A 23135-nucleotide genomic window follows, 5' to 3' on the forward strand; every position below is an offset into this window, starting at 1 on the left:
AGCCGACCCCCGCCGCCGCCCCGATCTCCGCCGCCCCTGCCCGTGCGCCCGAGCCGGCGCGCCCCGCCGCGCGCTCGTCCAGCCTGTCCACCCTGTCGGCCGGCGTGAAGTACGAAGGCAACATCTCTGGAGCGGGCGAGCTTCAGGTCGACGGCTCGCTGAAGGGCGATATCCGCGTCGTGCGCGTGGTGATCGGCGAAGGCGGCGCGGTCGAGGGCACGGTCCACGCCGACATTCTTGAGGTGCGCGGCCGCGTCTCGGGCGCCATCGTCGCCAAGCAGGTCAAGCTGTTCGCCACCTCGCGCGTCGAGGGCGACATCACTCAGGAACAACTGTCGATCGAGCAAGGCGCCTGGTTCCAGGGCCGCTGCACCCAGGCCAAGCGCGACACGCCCGGCGCCAACATGCTGGAATCCCCTCCCCCGGCCGAAAAGCCCGCACCCGCAAAGACGGACGCCAAGGTCGAGGCCAAGCCCGCCGCCTGATCGGCGCCGGCAGCCATAACGAGAAAGGGCGGCCCGCGAAGGCCGCCCTTTTTTATGCGTCGATCCGGCGGGCCGTTCAGCCCTCGCGGGTCTCGCCCACGCGGGCCGCGAGGGCAGCCCCCATGAACGGATCCAGATCGCCGTCCAGAACGCCCTGGGTGTCCGAGGTCTCTACCTCCGTCCGCAAGTCCTTCACCATCTGATACGGCTGCAGGACATAGGAGCGGATCTGGTGGCCCCAGCCGATATCGGTCTTGGCGTCGGCCAAAGCCTGAGCCGCAGCCTCACGCTTCTGAAGCTCGAGCTCGTACAGACGCGCGCGCAGCATCTTCCAGGCCTGTTCGCGGTTCTGGTGTTGCGAACGTCCCGCCTGACAGGCGACCACGGTGTTGGTGGGAACGTGAGTCAGACGCACCGCCGAGTCGGTCTTGTTAATGTGCTGACCGCCGGCGCCCGAAGCGCGATAGGTGTCGGTGCGCACATCGGCCGGGTTGATGTCGATCTCGATCGTATCGTCCACGACCGGCGACACCCCGATGGAGGCGAAGCTGGTGTGGCGCTTGGCCGCCGCATCATAAGGGCTGATACGGACCAGGCGGTGAACGCCCGATTCCGACTTCAACCAGCCATAGGCGTTCGGCCCAGCGATCTGCAGGGTCGCGGACTTGATGCCCGCCTGTTCGCCCTGCTCTTCGGCCTCGATCGTGACCTCATAACCGTGGGCGCGGGCCCAGCGGCTGTACATCCGCATCAGCATCCCGGCCCAGTCGTTGGACTCAGTGCCGCCGGCGCCGGAGTTGATTTCCAGATAGGCGTCGTTGCCGTCGGCCTCGCCGGACAGCAGGGCTTCGAGTTCAGCGCGGGCGGCGCGTTCCTTGATGGCCTTCAACTGCTCGCGCGCGTCCTCGAGGGTGGCTTCGTCGCCCTCCTCGTCGGCCATGTCGGCCAGCATGATCCCGTCTTCGAGACCCTGCTCCATTTCCTTGACGGCGCTGACCTGGGCTTCCAGGCGCGAGCGTTCGCGGCTGACGGCCTGGGCCTGCTCGGGATTGTCCCACAGCGTCGGATCCTCGACCCGCGCGTTCAGCTCATCGAGCTTTCTTAGAGCGACATCCCAGTCAAAGTCGCCTCCTGAGCAGAGCGACGCTCTGCTCGATGTCGGCCTTCATGGCCTCGACATCCGGTCTCATCGCAATCTCCGCGACATAGGGTGAAACGGCGCGCCTGGTGACAGGCGCGCCGGGTGGTGGGCTTACCTAGAGCGTCAGTAGAGGTCGCTCAAGTCCTCAGCAGGCTGCTTCTTGGGCGGCGGCGGCGCGACCGGCGGCGGCGCGACCGGCGCCGGAAGCTGCGACTTGGCTTCCTGCTCGCGACGAATGACGTCGTAGTAGTTCTGCGGTCCTTCCGGCGCAGCCGGACGCGGCGCCTCTTCACGCAACTGGCGCTCGGTGCCGGGACGGAAAGCTTCCTCAATGCCGTTCACGGTGCGGAAGATGGCGTTCTTCGGCTTCACGAACGGACGCGCCGGGCGTTCCTTCAAGGCGTCTTCCATGAAGTCGATGAAGATCGGCACGGCGGTCGAAGCCCCCGCCTCGCCCCCGCCCAGGGAGCGGTTGTCGTCGAAGCCCACGAAGACGCCGACGACGATGTCGGCCGAAAAGCCGACGAACCAGGCCGAACGGTATTCATTGGTCGTGCCCGTCTTGCCCCCGACCCAGCGGCCCAGGCTTCGGGCGCGGGCGCCCGTGCCGCGCTGGATGACGCCCTCCAGCATGGAGCTCATCTGATAGGCGGTGATCGGGTCGATCACCTGGGTTCCGCGGTCTTGGAGGCGCGGCGATTCCTGGCCGCTGAAACCACGGCTGCAGTCGCGGCACTGGCGACGGTCGGCGCGATGGATGGTCTGACCGTTCCGATCCTGAGCCAGTTCGATCAGATAGGGATCGACCCGGCGCCCGCCGTTGACGAAGGCGGCGTAGGCGGCCGTGATGCGATACGGCGTCGTTTCACCAGCGCCCAGCGACATGGCCAGGTTCGGCGACATGTCGTCCACCACGCCCATCTTTTTGGACAGGTCGACGACATTCTTCATGCCGACCGCCTGGGCCAGACGCACGGTCATGACGTTGCGCGACAATTCCAGGCCGCGACGCAGGCTTTGCGGGCCGTAGAACTGGCGGCTGTAGTTCTGGGGCGTCCAGGCGCGACCGCCAGGGCCGCCGGGGAAGCTGATCGGCGCATCCAGAACGATCGAGGCCGGGGTGAAGTCGCCTTCCAGCGCCGCCGCATAGACGAAGGGCTTGTAGGCCGAACCGGGCTGGCGGCGGGCCTGGGTCGCGCGGTTGAAGCTGGACAGGGCGTAGGAATAGCCGCCGACCATCGCCAGGACGCGGCCCGATTGCGGCTCGATGGCGACCAGGGCGCCGTTGACGGCCGGCACCTGCTTCAAGGCGAATTGGCCGGCCTGGCGCTCGACGAAGATCAGGTCGCCGCGCTTCAACGGACGGCGCCCCGCGTTGGACCAGGTCACGTCGGCCGCGCGCAGCGTGCCCGTCTGATCGTCCTTGGCCGTGCGGACCCGGATGGTGCTTCCGCTGACGTTCTCGACTGCGGCCGCCTGCCATGAACGGCGCTCAGGCGGGGTCGTGCGCTTCTGAGCTTCGGCCTGCCAGCCTTCGGCGAAGTCCGTCGTGCCCCAGGCGCCGCGCCAGCCGTGACGACGGTCGTAGTCCTCAAGCCCGCGCATCAGGGCGTCGCGCGCCGCCGATTGCAGCTGCGGATCCAGGGTGGTGCGCAGGTAATAGCCGCCGCGGTTGACCTCTTCTTGACCGAACAGGGCGATGGCGCGGCGGCGCGCTTCTTCGACGAAGAAGTCGGCGTCGGCGTATTCCGCGCGGCGCGGCGCCGAACGGGTGTTCAACGGACGGGCCAGGGCCGTCTGCAACTGCTCGTCCGACAGCCACTTGTTGTCGGCCATTTCGCCCAGCACCCAGTTCCGGCGTCCCAGCGCGGCCTCAGGGTAGCGTTTGGGGTGATAGTTGGTCGGTCCCTTGGGCAGGGCCGCCAGGAAGGCCGCTTCGTCCGGCGTCAGCTGATCCAGCGACTTGCCGAAATAGTTATAGGCCGCCGAGGCCACGCCATAGGAGCGATAGCCCAGGTAGATCTCGTTCAGGTACAGCTCAAGGATTTGTTCCTTGCTCAGCGTCGCTTCCAGGCGGCTGGACAGCACCGCTTCCTTGAGCTTGCGGTTCAGACTGGTCTCGCTGGTCAGCAGGACGTTCTTGGCCACCTGCTGTGTGATGGTCGAGCCGCCTTCAAGACGACGGCCGGACAGCACGTTGAAGACGTTCTTGAACATGGCCCGGCCGATGCCGGACACGTCGATGCCGCCGTGGCTGAAGAAGTTCTGGTCCTCGGCCGCCAGGAAGGCGTGAACAACCGTCTGCGGCACCTGATCATAGGTGACGTAGATTCGGCGCTGATCCGAGAACTCGCCGATCAGGGTGCCGTCCTCGGCATAGACGCGCGTCGCCGTCGCCGGGCGATAGTCCGCCAGCTCGGAGGCGTCCGGCATGTCGTGCAAGACCCAGGCGGCGTAGATCGCCACCACCACACCGGCCACGGCGATGGCGCCCAGCAGGGCCACGCCCGCCATGACGAACCAGCGTTCGGCTATCTTCACCATGAACTCCGCAAGACGCGCCCCATGATCCGTCGTTTATCGCGCGTCGCGCGGCGCGCAAAGCGGAACTGCACTTATCCCTTGTCGCGCAGCAGGCGCGCCTTGTCGCGCTGCCAGTCGCGCTCAGCCGAGGCTTCGCGCTTGTCATGCAGCTTCTTGCCCTTGGCCAGGGCGATTTCCAGCTTCGCCTTGCCCGCCTCGTTCAGATACAGCCGCACCGGCACGATGGTGCGGCCATCACGCTGAACGGCGCCGATCAGCTTGTCGATCTGCTTGCGGTGCAGCAGCAGCTTCCGATGGCGGCGCGGCTCGTGATTGAAGCGGTTCGCCATCCTGTAGGGCGGGATGTCAGCGTTGATCAGCACCATCTCGCGTCCTTCAGGCGAGACGTAGCTTTCGGCGATATTGGCCCGACCATCGCGCAACGCCTTGATCTCGGTGCCCAGCAGTTGGATGCCGGCCTCGATGTGGTCCTCAAGGAAATAGTCGAAGCGCGCGCGTCGGTTCTCGGCGATCGTCTTCTGCTTGGGCGAGTCTGCGGCCATCAGGCGACCCCGGCCTCGGCCAGCGCCTTGTCGATGGCGGGCTTCACGGGATCGGCCGTCAGCGACAGCGGCAGGCGGACCTCTTCCGCGCACAGGCCCAGCTTGGCCAGGGCGTATTTGGTCGGCGACGGCGAATTGTCGAGGAACAGCGCCTTGTGCAGGCCGATCAGGCGCTCCTGCCACGAGCGCGCGGCGGCGAAGTCGCCGGCCTGGATGGCGTCATACAGGGCGACCATGGCCTCGGGCGCGACGTTCGAGGTCACGGAGATGACGCCCACGCCGCCGTGAGCGGCATAACCCAGATAGCTGGAGTCATCGCCCGAGATCAGGTCGAAAGCGCCGTCGATGTTGGCGCGCATCCAGCTGGCCCGCGCCACGTCGCCGCTTGCGTCCTTGATGCCGACGATATTCGGGTGCGCCGCCAGGGCCGCTGTCGTCTCGTTCGCCAAGTCCACGCCCGTGCGGCCCGGCACATTGTACAGAAGGATCGGCAGCTGCACGGCGTCGGCCACGGCTTCAAAATGCGCCTGCATCCCGGCCTGCGACGGGCGATTGTAATAGGGGGTGACGACCAGGGCCCCGTCCGCGCCGACCGTCTTGGCGAAGCGGGTCAGCTCGATCGCCTTGTCCGTCGCGGACGAACCCGCGCCGGCGATGACGCGGATTCGGCCGGCGGCGATCTCGACACACTGCTCGACCACGCGCTTATGCTCGTCCAGGTGCAGGGTGGCGCTCTCGCCCGTGGTGCCCATCGGCACGACGCCGTGAACTCCAGCGGCGATCTGACGTTCCACCAGGCGCTTGAAAGCGGCCTCGTCCACGTTTCCGTCACGAAGAGGTGTGATCAGGGCGGTGATCACGCCCTTGAACAAGGGGGCGGTCATGGGAACAACATACCTGCGCGGAGAAATGGGCGGCGTTCCGCCCGTCACTAATCGGCAAAGGGTAGGTTGCCCGCCGCTTGGCCGCAACCAAAGATGAATGAGGATCAGATATCTGATGATCGCGACGACCGTGGCCGCCGCCCTGGCGATACTGACTCCACCGGCTCAGGACGTGCTGAACAGCACGCCGACGCCCTATTCCGCCAGTCAGGGCGGGATCATCAGCAGCCAGGACGCCGCCCTGGTGCAGCAAGGGCTGACGGCCGCGCGGGCGCGCGACGTCGTGGGCACGCAGTCCATCATGGCGCGCATTTCCGATCCGACCGCGCGCAAGCTGGTCGAGTGGGCGCTGGTCGACACCTCGGACAAGCAGATGTCCTACAGCGATCTGGCGCTGGCCCAGACCGACCTGGCCAACTGGCCGCGCGGCGATTCGCGTCGGGCGGCGGGCGAGCGCGCGCTGGACATGGCGGGTCAATCGCCGGACGCCGTCCTGGCCTTCTTCAGCGGAACCGCACCGACCACGGCTCAGGGCGCCATCGCCCTGGCCGGCGCGCTGGAGCAGACGGGTCGCCGTCAGGAGGCCCAGGCCCTGATTCGCAACTGGTGGCGCACCCAGAGTTTTGAAGAAGCTCAGCAAAGCCGAATCTATTCGCGCTGGAGCGGCTGGCTGACCAGCGACGACCATGTGACGCGGTTGAACATGCTGCTGCTGGGGCCGCACGGCCCGGCGACGCGCGCCATGGTCGCCCTGGTCCCGGCCGATCGCCAGGCTGTCGCCAACACCGTGATGGCGCTGCGCACCGCCTACGCTCCCGATGTGATCGTCAGCGGCCTGTCTCAGAGCCAGGCCAATGATCCGGCCGTGGTGCTGGAGCGGGTGCGCCTGTTGCGCTCGGCTGGACGTCAGTCCGAGGCCTTCCCTCTGTTGTCCGCCCTACCCGCTGCGCCGTCGCACGCCGACGGCCAGAACACCCTGTGGAGCGAGCGCCGCAACTACTTCCTGGACGCCCTGCAACAAGGGAACCCCCGCGCCGCCTACGCCGCCATGAACGGCCACGGCTTCCCTTCAGGCGAGCGCAAGGTCGACGCCGAATTCTTCGCCGGTTGGGTCGCCCTTACCAAGCTGAACGACCCGGCGACGGCGGCGCAGCATTTCGAAGTCCTGCGCAACGCCTCCTCGACCCCGATCACCCAGGGCCGCGCCCTGTACTGGCTGGGCCGCGCAGCCGAGGCGCGCGGCGACCGACAAGACGCCCAGCGTTGGTATCAGGCGGGCGCCGAGCACTGGCAGACCTTCTACGGTCAGCTCGCGGCGGAAAAGGCGGGCGCGACGACCCTGACTCTGCCTGGCGAGCCGTCGCCGTCGGCGGAAGACGTGAACCGCTTCGAGGGCAATGAGGTGGTGCGCGCCACCCGCATCCTGGGTCAGATCGGCGAGAAGACCCTGATGCGGGTCTTCGCCTATCATCTGGATGATACGCTGCCGTCGCCCTACGACCTGTCGCAGTTGTTCGACCTGATGCAGGGCTACGGCGACCAGTTCGGCTCGATGATGGTCGGTCGCGCGGCTAGCCAGCGCGGCTTCGTCATGCCCGAGCGCATGTATCCGATCCGTCTGCCGCAGCAGGTTCCGGGCATGGCGCCGAACGAGTTCGCCCTGGCCATCACCCGTCAGGAATCCAGCTTCGATCCTCTGGTCCGCTCGCACGCCGATGCGCGGGGCATGATGCAGCTTCTGCCCGCGACGGCGCAGGGCGTAGCGCGCCGTATGGGCCGTTCATTCAGCTCCGAACAGCTGTGGGATCCGGAGGTCAACATGACCTTGGGCAGCTACCACCTGGGCGAACTGATGAACAACTTCGGCGGCTCTCCGCTGCTGGCCTCCGTCGGCTACAACGCCGGCCCGGCGCGCCCGCCGCAATGGACCGCTCGCTGCGGCGACCCGCGTCAGGCGCAGGTTGATCCCATCGACTTCATCGAATGCGCCCCCTTCACCGAGACGCGCAACTACATGATGCGGGTGATGGAGAACATGCAGGTCTATCGCGCCCGCCTGAACGGCGGCTCGGCGCCTCTGACGCCCTCGGCGGACCTGGCGCGCGGCACGCCGCCCAACACCGGCCCGCGTCCCTATCAACCCTGATCCGCTACTGGGACGACAGACGGCGAGCCGCCAGCAGCGGCCCGTCCAAGGCCTCCAGCCAAACGGCGTCGAGGTTGAAGACGGTCTTCAGCACGCGCGGCGACAGGGCCTCGGTCGGCGCGCCGTCGGCCGCCGTCCGCCCTTGATCCAGCACCACGACCCGATCGGCGAAGCGCGCGGCCAGCGTCAGGTCATGCAAGCTGACCAGGACGCCATGCCCGGCGCCTGCGCGCGCCCGCAGCCGTTCAAGCACCAGAAGCTGAGCGTCAGGGTCTAGACCGGCGATCGGCTCGTCCGCGACCAGCAAGGGAGCGGAAACCGTCAGGGCGCGGGCCAGCAGAACGCGCGCCCGCTCGCCGCCCGACATCTCGGCCACGCCGCGATCCGCCAGATGACCGACACCCACCTCGTTCAGCGCGGCGCGCGCACGGTCCAGCGCGGCGGCGCCCGCCAGGAAGGGCGCGCCCAGCGCCGCCAACTCGACCGCCGGTAGGTTCCAGGCGATGGAGCGGTCCTGCGGCAGATAGGCTGCGCGCTCGCCGCGCTGACGCTCGGACAGACGCCGCGCCTCATCGTCGCCCAAGCGCGCGGCGCCTTGCGTCAGCGACGTCAGCCCCAGGGCGGTGCGCACCGCCGTCGACTTGCCCGCCCCGTTCGGCCCGCACAGGGCGACCACCTCGCCCGGCCGCACCGACAGGGACGCGCCTTTCAGCACATCAACCCCGCCGACGCGGACGTGTGCGTTCTCTAGCTCCAGCAGAAAGCTCACAGTCGCCACTCCCGCGCCGCGCGCCAGGCGATCAGGGCGAACAAAGGCGCGCCGACCAGGGCGGTGAAGACGCCCAGCTTCAACTCCTGATCCGTCGGCAGCATACGCGCCGCCAGATCAGCGGCGACCAACATCAAACCGCCAGCGAGGGCTGACGGCAGAAGCAGTCGCCCCGGATCGCCGCGCACCGCCGCCCGCACCAGATGCGGCGCCGCCAGACCGACGAAGCCGATGACGCCCGCCACAGCCACCGCCGCGCCCGCCGCCACGGCGGCAGCCGCCAGCGCCAGCACGCGCATTCGCCCCATCGACAGGCCGGACGCCCGCGCCGCCTCCTCGCCCAGGGTCAGCATCCGCAGGCCCGGCGACGCGCCTCGCGCCAGCAAGGCGGCGATCAGGACGGCGGGGGCCACCCAGGCGACATCAATCCAACTGCGGTTCTCGACCGAGCCCAGCAGCCAATTCATCACCTCCGCCGAGGCGATCGGCGACGGCGACAGGTTGAAGATCAAGGCGGTCAACGCGCCCGCGAAACTGGACAGAGCCACGCCGAACAGGATCAGCGCCTCGGGCGTCCGCACCCGTGCGGCCAGGGCGATTAACAGCCCGCCGCCGACCGTCGCGCCGAACAGAGCCGAAACTTCCACCGCGCCGGGGATCGCCGCTAGACCCAGCACGATGGCCGTCGCGGCGGCCAGGGCCGCAGTCGCGGACACGCCCAGCACGCCCGGTTCGGCCAGCGGGTTGCGCAACAGCCCCTGCATCACCGCCCCCGCCAGCCCCAGAGCTGCGCCGACGAACAGGGCGCAGACCGCTCGGGGGGCGCGCACGAGCCAGAGCACCTCGCCAGGTCCGGAGCCCGGAGCGCCCAAGGCCATCATATAATCGGCGGTGTTGAAACGGGTCTCGCCCAGCGTCACCGCCAGTGCGATCGCCAACGTGATCGCCGTCGCCAGGCCGATATTCAGCGTCGAAGTCTTGCTCATGACGCCTGCTCGGCCAGTTGCGCGGCGGCGTCTGCGGCGAACCAGGCCGGACATGTCAGCGTCGCACCGGGCAGTTCAGCCGCCGTCCGCCCTCGCATGGCGCGTTGCATCACCGGATGCCGTCCCGCCCCTCGCCAATCCGAACGCACCAGGTCGAAGAAGCCCTTCACGTACAGGGCGGGCGGCGTCAGCAGCACCCTTTCCAGACCCAGAGGTTGATAACCCGGCCGTTCGACTGCATTGCGAAACCCAGCCGCGCGCAGGACAGCGTCCATCAATGAGCCAGGCCCGGAAGTGAAGCCGCTAGCTGTGACGTAAACGGCCTTGCGCTCTCGGCCTGCGCCTTCGGCCTTGGCCAACTGCGCCTCCATGCGCTGCACCAAAGCCTCGCCACGCTCAGGGCGGCCCAGAGCCTGAGCTACGGCATGAATGTTGGCGCGAACCCCATCCATGTCCGTGGCGTCGGATATCGTAACCGTGGGGACGCCATCGCGCTCCAAAGCGGCCAGAAGGCGGGCGTCGCCGCCCCAGTAGCGCACCGCCACATCGGGTCGAAAGCCGACAGCGGCCTCCAACGTCGGCCGCACTCGCCGATGGCCCTGGACGTCAGCGCGCAGCCAGGAATCGGGATCATCCGCTCTCGGAGACAGACCCAGCTCAGCGTCAGGGGCAAGGGCGAGGACAAACTGATCGGCGCACTGATCCAGCGCCATGACCCGCAAGGGCTCGGCCGCCGCGACGCTGCTCCAACACGCCATCACCGAAACGACGGCCGCGATCGCGACCTTCACGAGGCGGTCAATCCCGCGAACAAGGCGTCCATCTGGGTCCGGACCAAGGTCTCACGATCCGCCCAATCGAAATAAGGCTTGGTCGTCATGATCGAGACCAGCCCATGGGCGCTGGCCCAGATGACCTGCGCCAGCGTGCGCGGATCGCCTCGCAGCGCGCCCTGATCGACCGCCTCCTCGACCACGCTGACAAAGGCGCGGAACAGGTCGGCCCCGCTCTGTTGCGCCACGGTCTCGGCGCCGTGGCGCGTATGGACCTGCGGAGTCAGATAGGCCAGGCGATAGGCGTTGGGATTGGCGAAGCCGAACGCCATATAGTTCTCGACGATCCGCCGCAGCCGCGCCAAGGGAGGCGCATCCTCCGCCAAGGTCCGTCGGTGTTGCTCGGCCAGGGTGTCGAAGGCGTTGCGACAGATCTCGTTGAGGATCTCGCCTTTGTCCGCGAAGTGCATATAGAGGGCGGTCGACGACAGGCCCACCTCATCCGCGATCTTGCGAATGGTGGCCCCTTCATAGCCCCGCTCGACGAAGATACCTTCCGCCGCCGCCAGGATTTCTGCACGGCGCTCGTGCCCTTCACCCTTGGGTTTTCGTGTCGAACGCGACGATGCGGCAGATGCGAGCGACACTCGAATGCTCCCCAAGCTGAACTCCCAGTGTGTGTGGCCAGTGATAACCGCAAAAGTCGGCTCCGGCCAAATATATTGCTTTACAGAAATGTCAGTATAACGTCGGTCTCTGGACGGGAGGGCGACGATGCGAAGGGGAACGGCCGCCCGGGCGGACGACGATGCTCTGAAGTCTGCGCGGACCACGCTGACAACCCGTCAGACGCTGGGCCTCACCCTCATTCTCACCGGCGTTTTGGGCGCCACGGCCATGGCCCCGCTGTCAGGGGCGGTCGTACTTCTGAGCTTGCAGATCGGCTTCATGAGCTTGGCCGCATGGAGGGTGTTCCTGCTCTGGAACAGCCGTGTCCAGCCCTTGTCTGACACGCCGCAAATTTGCGCGGACCCGTCATGTCCATGGCCTCGCTATACGGTTGTGGCGGCCCTGTATCAGGAGACGGCCGTCCTGCCGCAACTGATCGAACGGCTGACCGGCATCGACTATCCGAGCGATCGTCTCGAAGGCTTTCTTGCGCTTGAGGCGGATGACGTCGCGACGATCAAGGCTGCGTTGGACCTGCCCAGGCCTGACTGGCTTCAGGTGTTGATCGTGCCGCCCGGCGCGCCCAAGACCAAGCCCCGCGCCCTGAACTACGCCCTGGCGCGCTGTAGCGGCGACCTGATCACCATCTATGATGCAGAAGACGATCCCGACCCGCTGCAACTGCGCGAGGCGGCGACGCGCTTCATCCATGAAGGCGACAGCCTGGCCTGCCTTCAGGCGCCGTTACGCATCCGCTGCAGGAACAAGGCCAGCGCCAGCCCCTTTCTCGACCGACAGTTCGCGGCCGAATACGCCGCCCTGTTTGAGGTCACCCTACCGGCCATGAGTCGTCTGGCCCTGCCCTTTCCTCTCGGCGGAACCAGCAACCACTTCCGCGTGCCCGTCTTGCGGGCGCTGGGAGGCTGGGACGCCTGGAACGTCACCGAGGACGCCGATCTGGGCTTTCGCATCTGGCGCGCCGGCTATCGGCTCGGCGTCATCCAGAGGCCGACCTACGAACCGCCGCCCGGCCCCTTGCCGCTGTGGCTGCCCCAACGCACACGCTGGCTGAAAGGGTATCTGCAAACCCTGGCGGTCCATACGCGTTACAGTGAGGGGATGGGCTGGCGAGGTTGGACGGCGCTGGCCGCCACCGTCGGCGCCGGAGTGGCGTCAGCCGCTATTCACGCCGTCTGCGCCGCCTGGATGTTCAGTCTGGCCCTAACCTCTATCGTCGCCGGGCGCCTTCCTCACTTTTCGCCGCTGGGCAGCGTCGTTCTGGTCTCCGGCGTCATCGCCGCCTGGCTGCTGAAGCACCGGGGCGTCCGACAGGCAGGCGGTTCCTATGGCCTGGGCGACATGCTGGCGTCCCTAGCCTACTGGTGCCTGCTCAGCCTGGCGTTCGCCCATGCCGTGATCCGACTGATCTTTGAACCGCATCACTGGGACAAAACCCCGCATCAGGCTGAACCCGAACCTGATATCGCCATGATCGACGGTGCTGACGCTGGACGAGCGGCTGCTTGAGCGCCTATCAGCGCGCATGGCTCCGGTTCTCTCCTCCTCGCCCGAAACCCTCGTCACGCGCGGGTGGTCGGACTACGCCCTTCTGGACAGCGGCGACGGCCGCAAGCTGGAGCGTTACGGCCGCTATACCGTCGTGCGGCCCGAGCCCCAGTGCTTCTGGAAGGCGCATAACGAGAGCGCCTTCGATCGCGCCAACGCCATGTTCGATCCGCAGCAGGAGGAAGAAGATTCCGGCCGCTGGCGCTTCGACGCCCACGGCCCGATCGACGCCTTCCCTCTGCAATGGCGCGACGTGCGTTTCATGGGACGGTTCACCCCGTTCCGCCATCTGGCCTTCTTCCCCGAGCAGGCGGCCAACTGGGAATGGCTGGACGCCCGCGTCCGCACCCTGCAGCAACCCAAGATCCTGAACCTGTTCGGCTACACCGGCGTGGCTAGTCTGGCGTGCTCGACGGCGGGCGCCCACGTCACCCACGTCGACGCCTCCAAGAAGTCGGTCGCCTACGCCCGCGAGAACGCCGAACTGTCAGGCCTATCTGACCGCCCGATCCGCTGGATCGTCGAGGACGCCCGCAAATTCGTGGCGCGTGAAGTCCGTCGCGGCAGCAAGTATGACGGCATCATCCTGGACCCGCCGAAATACGGCCGCGGCGCCAACGGCGAGGTCTGGCGCCTGTTCGAGGACATGCCGGGGCTGCTGAAAGACTGCGCCGCCCTGCTGTCAGACGACGCCTCCTTCCTGTTGCTGAACGCCTATGCCGCGCGGATTTCCGGCCTGTCGCTGGCGCACATGATGGCCGAGGCGACCCATGATCGCGGCGGCCGTATCGGCTGGGGCGAGTTGGCCCTGTCCGAAGACGGCAAGAACGCCCGCGCCATCGGCCTCAGCTTCTTCGCCCGATGGAGCAACGACGGGGGTCGCGCCTGATGACCGAACGCCTCATCACCTCTCTGACCAATGACACGATCAAGGCCGTACGCGCCCTGCACATGCGCAAGGAGCGCGAGGCGACCGGCCGCTTCCTGGCCGAAGGGCTGAAGTTCATCGGTGAAGCGCTGGATCAGGGCCGCGCGCCGGTCATGCTGCTGGTCGGCCAGGACGCCCGCCCGCATCCGTTGCTGGACCGCGCCAAGGCCGAAACGCTGAAGGCCGGCGGCCAGATCATCGTCGTCACCCACGCCATCCTCGAAAAGATCAGCCGTCGTGACAATCCGCAGACGGTGCTGGGCGTGTTCGAACAGGTCTATACCCCGCTGGACGCCATCCAGCCTGACGCCAAGCCCTGCTGGGTGGCGCTGGAGCAGGTGCGCGATCCGGGCAATCTGGGCACCATCATCCGCACCGCGGACTCGGCCGGGTGCGGCGGGGTCATCCTGATCGGCGACTGCGTCGATCCCTTCTCGGTCGAGGCGGTGCGCGCGACCATGGGCTCGGTCTTCGCCGTGACCATCAGCAAGGCCTCGCGCGAAGAGTTCCTGGCCTGGCGCGCCCAATGGCCGGGCAGCGTGATCGGCACCCGCCTGGACGCGACGCACGGCTATCGCGACAGCCCTGTGCGCCATCCCGCCATCATCATGATGGGCAATGAACAGGCGGGTCTGACTGATGAACTGGCCGCCGCCTGCGACTTGAACGTCAAGATTCCCATGCGCGGCCGCGCCGACAGCCTGAACCTGGCCGTCGCGACGGGTGTCATGGTCTATGCCGTGACGGACGCGGCCTACGGCTCCAGCCTCTAGGCCTCGCCTTCGGTCTTGATGCGACCCATGCCGATCAGGGCCAGAACCGTCAGCACGGCCGCCACCGTCAGATAGGCGCCGACGGCGTGAAGGCCGTAGTGACCCGCCAACCAGGTCGCGGCAAAGGGCGCCAGCGAGGCGCCGAGGATGCCCGCCAGATTGAAGGTCATGGACGCGCCCGTATAGCGCACGCTCGTCGGGAACGGCCGCGCCAGAGCCGCGCCCAACGGGCCGTAGGTGCAGCCCATCAGGCTGAAGCCGATGATGAAGAAGGCGACAACGCCTACTATGCCCCCGCCGCCGAACAAGGGCGCCAGGATCAGACCGAACAGGGCGATAGCGACGGTGGTCACGAGCAGGGTCCGCCCCTGCCCCCATTTGTCCGCCGCCAAGGCCGCCAACGGAATGAACAGGCCGAAGAAGCAGACGCCCAGCAACTGGATCGGCAGGAACTGCTCGCGCGTATAGCCCATGCTGGTCGTACCCCAGCCCAAGGCGAAGACCGTCATCAGATAGAACAGGACGAAGGTCGCCAGCCCCGCCAAGGTTCCGGTCAGCAGGGCGAACTTGTGGTGCGTCACAAGCGTCAGTGCGGGCGCCTGGACCCGTTCGGCGCGGTCGATGGCGCGTTTGAACTCGGGCGTTTCGGTGATCTTCAGCCGCATCCACAGCCCGACGACGACCAGCAGGGCGCTGGCGATGAAGGGAACGCGCCACCCCCAGGCCATAAACTGGCTCTCGCTCATCACCTGGCTGAGGATGATGAAGGACAGGGTCGACAGGATGAAGCCGATCGGCGCGCCCAGCTGCGGGAACATGCCGAACCAGGCCTTCTTGCCCGGCGGGGCGTTCTCGGTCGCCAACAGCACCGCTCCGCCCCACTCGCCGCCCAGCCCCAGCCCCTGGCCGAACCGGAAAAGGGCCAGCAACAGAGGCGCGATCACTCCGACTGAATGCCAGGTCGGCAGCAAGCCAATGGCGATGGTCGACAGGCCCATGGTCATCAGCGCCGCCACCAGGGTCGCCTTACGACCCACTCGGTCGCCGAAGTGGCCGAAGACGACCGCTCCGATCGGCCGCGCGAAAAAGGCGATCGAGAAGGTCGCGAACGAGGCCAGCATGGCCGTCATCCGATCCCCGCCAGGGAAGAACAGGTCTGGAAAAACCAGCACCGCCGCCGTGGCGTAGATGTAGAAGTCGTAGAACTCGATCGTCGTGCCGATCAGGCTGGCGAACAGAACGCGCCGCTTGGAGGCGGAAGGCGGTGAAACGGCGGCGTCGGTCACGCGAAATCCTTACGGTTGACGCACGATCTTTGCGGCGCGCCGCTGTCAGGCGTCAAGCGGACAGGATCAGGTTCCGCGCGGCTTGGCCCGATTGGTCGGCGCCGCATTGGCCGGGTCTTCCGGCCAGGGGTGGCGCGGATAGCGGCCCCGCATCTCGCTGCGGACCGCAGCCCATGAACCAGACCAGAATCCCGGCAAGTCCTTCGTCACCTGCACCGGCCTTCGTGCGGGCGACAGCAGGCTAAGCGTCAGAGGGATGCGGCCGCCGCCCACCGTCGGGTGGGTCTTCACCCCGAACAGTTCCTGCACGCGGATTTCGACGCGCGGCCCGCCCTCGGCGGCATAGTCGACGCCCGCGCTGCCGAGCGGCGTGGTTAGGCGCGTCGGCGCCAGCTCGTCCAACCTGCGCTGCAAGTCCCAAGGGATCAGGCCGCGCAAGGCCTCGGCCAGCCTGCCGTCGCCGATGTCGGCCAGCGACCGCGCCCCATCCAGCAACGGCCACAGCCAGTCCTCTCGCGCCGCCAGCAAGCCTTCATCCGACACGTCGGGCCAAGCCTCGTCCAGCCCACGCAGGAAGGCCAGGCGCGCCCGAAGCGCCCCTGCCTGCTCGCCCCATTTCAGCGCGCCCAGGCCCCCGGCCTCGATCTCCGATTTCAGCGCCGCCGTCATGGCCGCTCGGTCCGGCGCGCCGACGACCTTTTCATCCAACACAAGGGCGCCGATGCGACGGATACGGCGGATCACCGGCTTGCCCGAAGGCTCGCGCGCCAGCCTGTCCTCGACCTCGATCAGATGCGCCAGATCGCTTTCGAGCGTCGAGGCGTCCAGCCCCGCCGCCAGACGGATGCGGTCGCGGGCGTCGCCGCCTCCCAGCTCAGCCACGGCCAGCCAAGGTTCGCGGGCCAGATGGTCCGTCGGCTCGATGAAGGCGCCGCGCCCCGAGGCCAGCAGCACCTCGCCCGGCTTGCCCTTGGCGCGCGCGATGCGTTCAGGGAAGGCTTCGGCCAGCAGCAGACCTGCATCCGCCTCTCCGTCTCGACCGCCGCCTGCCGCCCGCGCCCAGCGTTCGGCCAGCTTCATCGCATCGCGGCCGCGCGGCGAGCGATCTCGCTCAAACCCCTTCAGGCGATCGTGCAGATCGACGCCGTTCCCGCCCAGCCCCGGTTCGCTGAGCACGGCTGCGATCTTCCCCCCGCCTAGAGCGTCGCCCTGATCCGAGGCGACCGCGACCATATGCGCCAGCCGCGGCGCCAGCGGAATGCGGGTCAACCGCCGTCCGTGCGGCGTCAGATCGCCCTTGCCGTCCAACGCGCCCAGCCGGGCCAGCACCTTGCGCGCCTCGGCCATGGCCCCGGCAGGCGGCGGGTCCAGCAGGGCCAGCCCTTCGACCGACTTCGCACCCCACCGCGCCAGATCGAGGGCGAAGGCGGTGAGGTCCGCCTCTTGGATCTCGGGCCGCTGGTGGGCGACCAGGCCGCGCGTCTGCTCCTGGTCCCACAGGCGATAGCAAACGCCGGGTTCGACCCGGCCCGCGCGGCCCCGGCGCTGCTCAGCCGAGGACTTGCTGACCTTGACCGTAGCCAGCCGCGTCAGGCCGCTGGACGGATCGAATCGCGGCACGCGCGACAGACCCCCGTCGATGACCACGCGCACGCCCTCAATGGTCAAACTCGTCTCGGCCACCGAGGTCGCCAGCACCACCTTGCGGCGGCCGGGCGCCGCAGGCTCGATGGCGCGGTCCTGCTCGCCCTTGTCCAGTGCCCCATAGAGGGCGACGACATCGACGGTCGGATCGCGCAGACGATCATTCAACCGTTGAACGACCCGGTGGATTTCGCCCTGCCCCGGCAGGAACGCCAGGATGGAGCCGGTCTCATCGTGCAAGGCCTGGATCACGGCCTTGGCCATGGCGTCCTCGAGCCGCTCGACCGGGTTTCGGCCCAGGTAGCGGGTCTCGACCGGGAACATCCGCCCTTCGGCCTCGATGACGGGCGCGTCTTCCAGCAGGCGCGACACGCCCACGATGTCCAGCGTGGCCGACATGACCAGCAGGCGCAGGTCGTCGCGCAACACCGACTGGCTCTCGCGCGCCAGGGCGAGGCCCAGGTCGGCATCCAGGCTGCGTTCGTGGAATTCGTCGAACAGAACGGCGTCCACGCCTTCCAGCGCAGGGTCGTCGAGAATCATCCGCGTGAAGACGCCCTCGGTGACCACCTCGATTCGGGTTTCCGAGCCGATCCGACTCTGCAGGCGGGTGCGATATCCGACGGTTTCGCCGGCCTTCTGACCCAGAGAGGCGGCCATGCGATCGGCTGCGGCGCGCGCGGCCAGTCGTCGCGGCTCCAGCACCAAGACCTTGCCTTCTCCTAGCCACGGCTGATCCAGCAAGGCCAAGGGCACGACCGTGGTCTTGCCCGCGCCCGGCGGGGCGGCCAGGACGACGGCGTGGGTCTGGGCCAGGGCCGCCTTCAGCGGCTCAAGAACGGCGTGAATCGGCAACATCACCGGCCTGTAGCGCCTTCGACGGGGTTCACGAAAGCGTCGTCGACGCGTCATCCTTCGTAAACCGCGTTGCGCCTGAGCGTTCAGATGGCTAGCGTCCCCGCCCAAGAAGGCGACCCGGGAGGGGTCGTCGCATAAGTTGGGGGCGCACCTGCATGTCTGCAGACGGCGTAAAGCCTGCCGGAAACCGGCTATTTCTTAAAAAATCCATCGCCCAGATTCAGAAGGAAGCCGCCAAGAGCGAGCTGAAGCGGACTCTCGGCCCGCTGAATCTGATGAGTCTGGGCATCGGCGCCATCATCGGCGCCGGCATCTTCGTTCTGACGGGTCAGGTGGCCTCGGCGCACGCCGGTCCGGCCATCATGTTCTCCTTCGTCATCGCCGGCATCGCCTGCGCCCTGGCGGGGCTGTGCTACGCCGAACTGGCGTCGACCATGCCGGTGTCGGGTTCGGCCTACACCTACGCCTACGGCACCCTGGGCGAAGTTTTCGCCTGGGTCATGGGCTGGCTGCTAGTGCTGGAATACGGCGTCGCGGCCTCGACCGTGGCGGTGGGCTGGTCCGGCTATGTGGTGTCTATCCTGAACGACTTCGGCCTAAGCGCTAGTCTGTTCCCGACAATAACCTATCCCGGCGGCGAAGGGCCTCAGTGGGCCACCCCTCTGATCCAGTACGTCGCCTCGGGCGACAATGCAGGCTTCCCGCTGACGGGCACCTTCAATCTGGTCGCGGCCGTCGGCATCGCCGCCGTCTGCGGCCTGCTGGTGCTGGGCGTGTCGGAATCGGCGAACATCAACAACGCCATCGTCGTCATCAAGATCATCGTCCTGCTGACCTTCATCGCCGTGGGTCTGCAGTACATCAACCCGGCCAACTGGGATCCCTTCATCCCGCCGCAGGGCGAGAGCTGGGACCAGTTCGGCGTCGGCGGCATCTTCCGCGGCGCCTCGATCATCTTCTTCGCCTACGTCGGCTTTGAAGCGGTTTCGACCGCCGCCGCCGAAGCCAAGAACCCGTCGAAGGACGTGCCGATCGGCATCCTGGGCGCCCTGTTCGTCTGCACCCTGATCTACATGGTCGTGGCCGCCGTCATGACCGGCGTCGTCCCCTACCTGGAGCTGGCCTCGCCGGCGCCGATCGCCGTCGCCATCGACCGCATGGGCCTGGAATGGGCCAATGTGCCGCTGGCCGGCGCGCCGAGCGGGCAACTGAACCTGATCGCCTTCCTGATCAAGATCGGCGCCATCACCGGCCTATCCTCGGTCATGCTGGTGCTGTGCTACGGCCAGACGCGCATCTTCTACACCATGGCGCGCGACGGCTTGCTGCCCAAGGCGTTCGCCCTGGTGCACCCGAAGTTCCGCACCCCGTGGATCGGGACCATCCTGCTGGGCATCGTCATCGCCATCGCGGCGTCCTTCCTGCCCATCTCGATCCTGGGCGACCTGGTGTCGCTGGGCACGGCCACGGCCTTCGCCATCGTCTGCCTGTCGGTCATCGTCCTGCGTATCAAGCACCCGGAGATGGAGCGTCCGTTCAAGGTGCCGGGCGGCATGGTCACGGCCGTTCTGGGCATCCTGGCCTGTCTGACCCTGGCGTCGTTCAACTTCATCCCGATGGTGACGCACGCCCTGAACGACAACCCGCTGCCGCTGACCATCCTGGGCGTCTACGCCCTGGTCGGCGCCCTAATCTACGGCCTGTACGGCTTCGCCCACTCGAAGCTGGCTAAGGGCATCGACATCACCGAGGACACGACCCTGGAATCGGCGGTCGAGGCCATGGGCCACGGCGTCGACAACAAGAAGGACTGATCACGGTCAGTCCTTCGGCCTGAAGCAGCGCGAAGCGCGGCAGGCCCGACAATGAGAAGGCTCCGGATCGCTCCGGAGCCTTTTTCATATCCAGCGGGATTGCCCAAATCACCGCCCTCGCCTACAGCCTCAAGCGAACCTATGCGGATGTGGCGGAACTGGTAGACGCACCAGATTTAGGTTCTGGCGCCGCGAGGCGTGGAGGTTCGAGTCCTCTCATCCGCACCATGGTCCTCTCCTGAAAAACGACGTCTCACTCTACCGGCTGAGGCAGAAGAAGACGCACCGCCGCCTGGACGCGCGGCAGGCGCATCAGAAATCCTGTCGTCAGCCCGGCGACGGCGAACGCGCCGCCGAAAACGCCCGAATGCCAATTCGAAAACGCAAAGGCCGCCATGGCCGCAGCTAACGGCGACACGATGACCAGGGCGATCAGCCCTAGCGCCTTGAGCTTTGAAGACCGCCGTTTTTGCATACCGACGTCATGCAGGCGGTGCTGGCTATTGTCCAGCTAGAACGCGCGCTCCGACCCCTGTCGCTCAGATTTCAGCCAATCCGCGCAGGACGACCGGGATCAAGTCGGGCAAGTCCTCGGAGATCAACCCAGGCCCGAAACGCCGCGCCGCATCGCCATGCATCCACGCCGCCGCGCAGGCGGCGTCGAAGCTATCCATATGCTGGGCGACAAGGGCGCCGATCAGGCCTGCCAAAACATCGCCGCTGCCCGCCGTCGCCAACCAGGGGGAGCCATGCGTGCTGACCGTGCAGCGCCCGTCATGGGCCGCAATGACGGTTGCGGCCCCTTTCAGCACCACGACGGCCCCCGCGCGACGCGCGGCCTCCATCGCCGCCGCCTCACGTCCCGCCGCGGCCAAAAGCCCCGGGAACAGACGTTCAAACTCTCCCTCATGCGGGGTCAGGACGTCGTCGCGATCCAGCAGGGCGAACAGCTCCTGAGGTCGGTCCTGAAACAGGGTCAGGGCGTCCGCATCCACGATCAGGGCCGCCCCCGTCCGCGCCAGAGCCATCAGGTTGTGCGCCGTGGCGTCGGTCAATCCCGCCGCAGGCCCCATGACAACGGCGTCCATCGGCTCCGCCAGGGCCTGAAGCTGCTCCGCCCCGGTGAAGGCGGCCAGCATCACAGCCTCCAGGCTGGGCGCCAGAACCACGGCGGCGTCCGGCGGGCAGAAGACCTTCACCAGCCCAGCGCCGCCTCGCAGCCCGGCCCGCGCCGCCAGCCGCGCCGCGCCGGTCGACAGCGCGCCGCCCGACACCACGCCCAGACGGCCGCGCATGTGCTTGTGGGTCTCAGTGGCAGGCCAAGGCAGGCGATCACGCCATTCGCCCGGGTCGTTATGCGACTTCATGTGGATTTCCGTTCACGGATGGCCTCAACGGACGAAAATCGCTTGCCATATTGTGCAATGCAATGTCCCTTTACCACCCGAGCGTCGGACCAACAAAGGAGCCGGCTCGGGATCCGCCATGAAGAAGATTGAAGCCGTCATCAAGCCGTTCAAGCTGGATGAAGTGAAAGACGCTCTCCAGGACATCGGAGTGCAGGGCATGACCGTGCTGGAGGCCAAGGGATATGGCCGCCAGAAGGGCCATTCGGAACTCTATCGCGGCGCCGAGTACGTCATCGACTTCCTGCCCAAGATCAAGATCGAGGTCGTGGTGGCGGATGACCTGGCCCCTGCCGTGGTCGAGACGATTCAGAACGCCGCCCGCACCGGCAAGATCGGGGACGGCAAGATCTTCATCACCACCCTCGAAGACGTCATCCGCATCCGCACGGGCGAAACCGGCGCCCAAGCCATCTAGTCTGACGGCCGCCTCTCGGGGCGGCCGATTTCAATTCCCCAGCTACAGGACCTCCCCCCATGAGCGCCGCCAACAAGATCCTGCAAGAGATCAAGGACAAGGACGTCCAGTACGTCGACCTTCGCTTCACCGACACGCGCGGCCGCGTCCACCACGTGACCTTCGACATCGGCATGGTGGACGAGGACTTTCTGGAAGAAGGCACCATGTTCGACGGCTCGTCGATCGCGGGCTGGAAAGCCATCAATGAGTCCGACATGCTGCTGAAGCCGGACCTGTCGAGCGCCTATATCGACCCGTTCTATCAGCAGACGACCCTGTTCCTGTTCTGCGACGTGCTGAACCCGGACACGGCCGAGCCTTACAACCGCGACAGCCGCTCCATGGCCAAGAAGGCCCTGGCCTATGTCCAGTCGTCGGGCGTGGGCGACACCGTCTTCTTCGGCCCGGAAGCCGAGTTCTTCGTCTTCGACGACGTGCGCTGGAACACCGCGCCGCACGACACCCGCTACAGCTTCGACTCCAGCGAGCTGCCGGCCAACACGGGCGCCGAATACGCCGAGGGCAACCTGGGCCACCGTCCGTCGACCAAGGGCGGCTACTTCCCGGTCAACCCGGTCGATTCCGGCCAGGATCTGCGCGGCGAGATGCTGGCGGTCATGCGGGATCTCGGCCTTGACCCCGAGAAGCACCACCACGAAGTCGCCCCGGCTCAGCACGAGCTGGGCCTGAAGTTCAGCGACCTGCTGACCATGGCCGACCGGATGCAGCTGTATAAGTACGTGATCCACAACGTCGCCCACGCCTATGGCAAGTCGGCGACCTTCATGGCCAAGCCGATGTTCGGCGACAACGGCTCGGGCATGCACGTCCACATGTCGATCTGGAAGGACGGCAAGCCCCAGTTCGCCGGCGACCAGTACGCCGGCCTGTCGCAGGAATGCCTGTGGTACATCGGCGGCGTCATCAAGCACGCCAAGGCCATCAACGCCTTCGCCAACTCGACCACCAACTCCTACAAGCGGCTAGTGCCGGGCTATGAGGCGCCGGTGAAGCTGGCCTACTCGGCTAGCAACCGCTCGGCCTCGATCCGCATCCCGCACGTCACCTCGCCCAAGGCCAAGCGCCTGGAAGCCCGCTTCCCCGACCCGATGGGCAATCCCTATCTGACTTTCGTGGCCCTGCTGATGGCGGGCCTGGACGGCATCGAGAACCGCATCGATCCGGGCGCGGCCGCCGACAAGAACCTGTACGACCTGCCGCCGGAAGAGCGTCATTCGATCCCGGAAGTCGCCGGTTCGCTGAAGGAAGCCCTTGAGGCGCTCGACGCCGACCGCGCCTTCCTCAAGAAGGGCGGCGTCATGGATGACGACTTCATCGACGCCTACATCACGCTGAAGCAGGAAGAGGTCGCCCGGCTGCAACTGCACCCGCACCCGGTCGAGTTCGACATGTACTACAGCTGCTGATCCCCGGATCAGTCCGAAACAAGAAGCCCCGGAC

The 23135-nt window shown here is 67.1% G+C and carries 19 protein-coding genes and 1 tRNA gene; 9 read left to right on the forward strand and 11 right to left on the reverse strand.

The genetic code is table 11. The annotated features are described in order from the left end of the window. The coding region (locus BJP32_RS14745; protein WP_076224651.1) for a polymer-forming cytoskeletal protein at positions 1 to 485 on the forward strand (485 nt) is incomplete at its 5' end. 76 nt (positions 486 to 561) lie between these two features. On the opposite strand, the gene prfB is transcribed toward BJP32_RS14745, so the two are convergent. From prfB to dapA, 4 genes are all read right to left on the reverse strand, one after another. After that, positions 562 to 1675, reverse strand: a protein-coding gene (prfB, locus tag BJP32_RS14750) for a peptide chain release factor 2 (protein WP_112999793.1) whose coding sequence is annotated in 2 segments (ribosomal slippage) — positions 562 to 1605 and positions 1607 to 1675 — 1113 coding nt in all. Because the reading frame shifts where the segments join, the coding sequence is not laid out codon by codon here. Between the two features lie 74 nt (positions 1676 to 1749). Further along, complete coding sequence (locus BJP32_RS14755; protein WP_046653952.1) at positions 1750 to 4170, reverse strand: penicillin-binding protein 1A; 2421 nt, start codon at positions 4168 to 4170, stop codon at positions 1750 to 1752. 71 nt (positions 4171 to 4241) lie between these two features. Further along, complete coding sequence (gene smpB / locus BJP32_RS14760; protein ID WP_046653950.1) at positions 4242 to 4712, reverse strand: SsrA-binding protein SmpB; 471 nt, start codon at positions 4710 to 4712, stop codon at positions 4242 to 4244. Next, the gene (gene dapA, locus BJP32_RS14765) at positions 4712 to 5596 is read right to left on the reverse strand and encodes a 4-hydroxy-tetrahydrodipicolinate synthase (protein WP_046653949.1); all 885 of its coding nucleotides are present in this window, start codon (positions 5594 to 5596) and stop codon (positions 4712 to 4714) included. The genes smpB and dapA overlap by 1 nt, the downstream gene beginning before the upstream one ends. A gap of 115 nt (positions 5597 to 5711) precedes the next feature. Between dapA and BJP32_RS14770 the strand changes: the two genes are divergently transcribed. After that, entirely contained in the window at positions 5712 to 7742 is a 2031-nt protein-coding gene (locus tag BJP32_RS14770; RefSeq protein WP_233126857.1) for a lytic transglycosylase domain-containing protein, read from the forward strand. Positions 7743 to 7746: 4 nt separating this feature from the next. Here BJP32_RS14770 and BJP32_RS14775 read toward each other — a convergent pair whose 3' ends face one another. From BJP32_RS14775 to BJP32_RS14790, 4 genes are read right to left on the reverse strand one after another with little or no spacing between them, the layout of a single operon-like run. After that, the gene (locus tag BJP32_RS14775; protein ID WP_046653945.1) at positions 7747 to 8511 is read right to left on the reverse strand and encodes an ABC transporter ATP-binding protein; all 765 of its coding nucleotides are present in this window, start codon (positions 8509 to 8511) and stop codon (positions 7747 to 7749) included. Then, the gene (locus tag BJP32_RS14780) at positions 8508 to 9497 is read right to left on the reverse strand and encodes an iron ABC transporter permease (RefSeq protein ID WP_095046117.1); all 990 of its coding nucleotides are present in this window, start codon (positions 9495 to 9497) and stop codon (positions 8508 to 8510) included. The genes BJP32_RS14775 and BJP32_RS14780 overlap by 4 nt, the downstream gene beginning before the upstream one ends. Beyond that, positions 9494 to 10288, reverse strand: a complete 795-nt coding sequence (locus tag BJP32_RS14785; RefSeq protein WP_095046116.1) for an ABC transporter substrate-binding protein — start codon at positions 10286 to 10288, stop codon at positions 9494 to 9496. Before BJP32_RS14785 ends, BJP32_RS14780 begins: the two co-directional genes overlap by 4 nt. Beyond that, on the reverse strand, positions 10285 to 10917 hold the full coding sequence (locus BJP32_RS14790; RefSeq protein ID WP_003164826.1) for a TetR/AcrR family transcriptional regulator: 633 nt from the start codon (positions 10915 to 10917) through the stop codon (positions 10285 to 10287). Before BJP32_RS14790 ends, BJP32_RS14785 begins: the two co-directional genes overlap by 4 nt. A 127-nt stretch (positions 10918 to 11044) precedes the next feature. Between BJP32_RS14790 and BJP32_RS14795 the strand changes: the two genes are divergently transcribed. From BJP32_RS14795 to BJP32_RS14805, 3 genes are read left to right on the forward strand one after another with little or no spacing between them, the layout of a single operon-like run. Further along, positions 11045 to 12466: a glycosyltransferase family 2 protein gene (locus BJP32_RS14795; RefSeq protein ID WP_046653943.1), complete on the forward strand. Its 1422-nt coding sequence runs from the start codon at positions 11045 to 11047 to the stop codon at positions 12464 to 12466. Between the two features lie 16 nt (positions 12467 to 12482). Continuing rightward, on the forward strand, positions 12483 to 13394 hold the full coding sequence (locus BJP32_RS14800; RefSeq protein WP_046654037.1) for a class I SAM-dependent methyltransferase: 912 nt from the start codon (positions 12483 to 12485) through the stop codon (positions 13392 to 13394). After that, positions 13394 to 14206, forward strand: coding sequence for an RNA methyltransferase (locus tag BJP32_RS14805; RefSeq protein ID WP_046653942.1), 813 nt, complete (start codon positions 13394 to 13396; stop codon positions 14204 to 14206). Before BJP32_RS14800 ends, BJP32_RS14805 begins: the two co-directional genes overlap by 1 nt. Here BJP32_RS14805 and BJP32_RS14810 read toward each other — a convergent pair. Both BJP32_RS14810 and hrpB read right to left on the reverse strand, forming a co-directional pair. After that, positions 14203 to 15492, reverse strand: coding sequence for an MFS transporter (locus tag BJP32_RS14810; protein ID WP_076224653.1), 1290 nt, complete (start codon positions 15490 to 15492; stop codon positions 14203 to 14205). The two genes, BJP32_RS14805 and BJP32_RS14810, sit on opposite strands and share 4 nt — an antisense overlap. A 66-nt stretch (positions 15493 to 15558) precedes the next feature. Continuing rightward, a complete protein-coding gene (gene hrpB, locus BJP32_RS14815; protein ID WP_076224654.1) occupies positions 15559 to 17994 on the reverse strand; it encodes an ATP-dependent helicase HrpB in 2436 nt (811 codons plus the stop codon). A 155-nt stretch (positions 17995 to 18149) separates the two neighbouring features. On the opposite strand from hrpB, the gene BJP32_RS14820 reads away from it, so the two are divergent. Together BJP32_RS14820 and BJP32_RS14825 are read left to right on the forward strand one after the other, a co-directional pair. After that, complete coding sequence (locus BJP32_RS14820; protein ID WP_076224656.1) at positions 18150 to 19808, forward strand: amino acid permease; 1659 nt, start codon at positions 18150 to 18152, stop codon at positions 19806 to 19808. Between the two features lie 143 nt (positions 19809 to 19951). Continuing rightward, positions 19952 to 20036: transfer RNA gene (locus tag BJP32_RS14825), tRNA-Leu, on the forward strand. Positions 20037 to 20347: 311 nt separating this feature from the next. Here BJP32_RS14825 and BJP32_RS14835 read toward each other — a convergent pair. After that, positions 20348 to 21175, reverse strand: a complete 828-nt coding sequence (locus BJP32_RS14835; protein WP_076224659.1) for an NAD(P)H-hydrate dehydratase — start codon at positions 21173 to 21175, stop codon at positions 20348 to 20350. A 118-nt stretch (positions 21176 to 21293) separates the two neighbouring features. Here BJP32_RS14835 and BJP32_RS14840 point away from each other — a divergent pair, with 118 nt between their 5' ends. Both BJP32_RS14840 and glnA read left to right on the forward strand, forming a co-directional pair. Beyond that, positions 21294 to 21632 carry a P-II family nitrogen regulator gene (locus BJP32_RS14840; RefSeq protein WP_046653933.1) on the forward strand — a complete coding sequence of 113 codons (339 nt, stop codon included), beginning with the start codon at positions 21294 to 21296 and terminating at the stop codon, positions 21630 to 21632. A gap of 59 nt (positions 21633 to 21691) precedes the next feature. Next, the gene (gene glnA, locus BJP32_RS14845; protein WP_003164816.1) at positions 21692 to 23101 is read left to right on the forward strand and encodes a type I glutamate--ammonia ligase; all 1410 of its coding nucleotides are present in this window, start codon (positions 21692 to 21694) and stop codon (positions 23099 to 23101) included. Positions 23102 to 23135: the final 34 nt, after the last annotated feature.

The sequence above is a fragment of the Brevundimonas sp. ZS04 genome (assembly GCF_001956865.1).
GTDB lineage: Bacteria > Pseudomonadota > Alphaproteobacteria > Caulobacterales > Caulobacteraceae > Brevundimonas > Brevundimonas diminuta.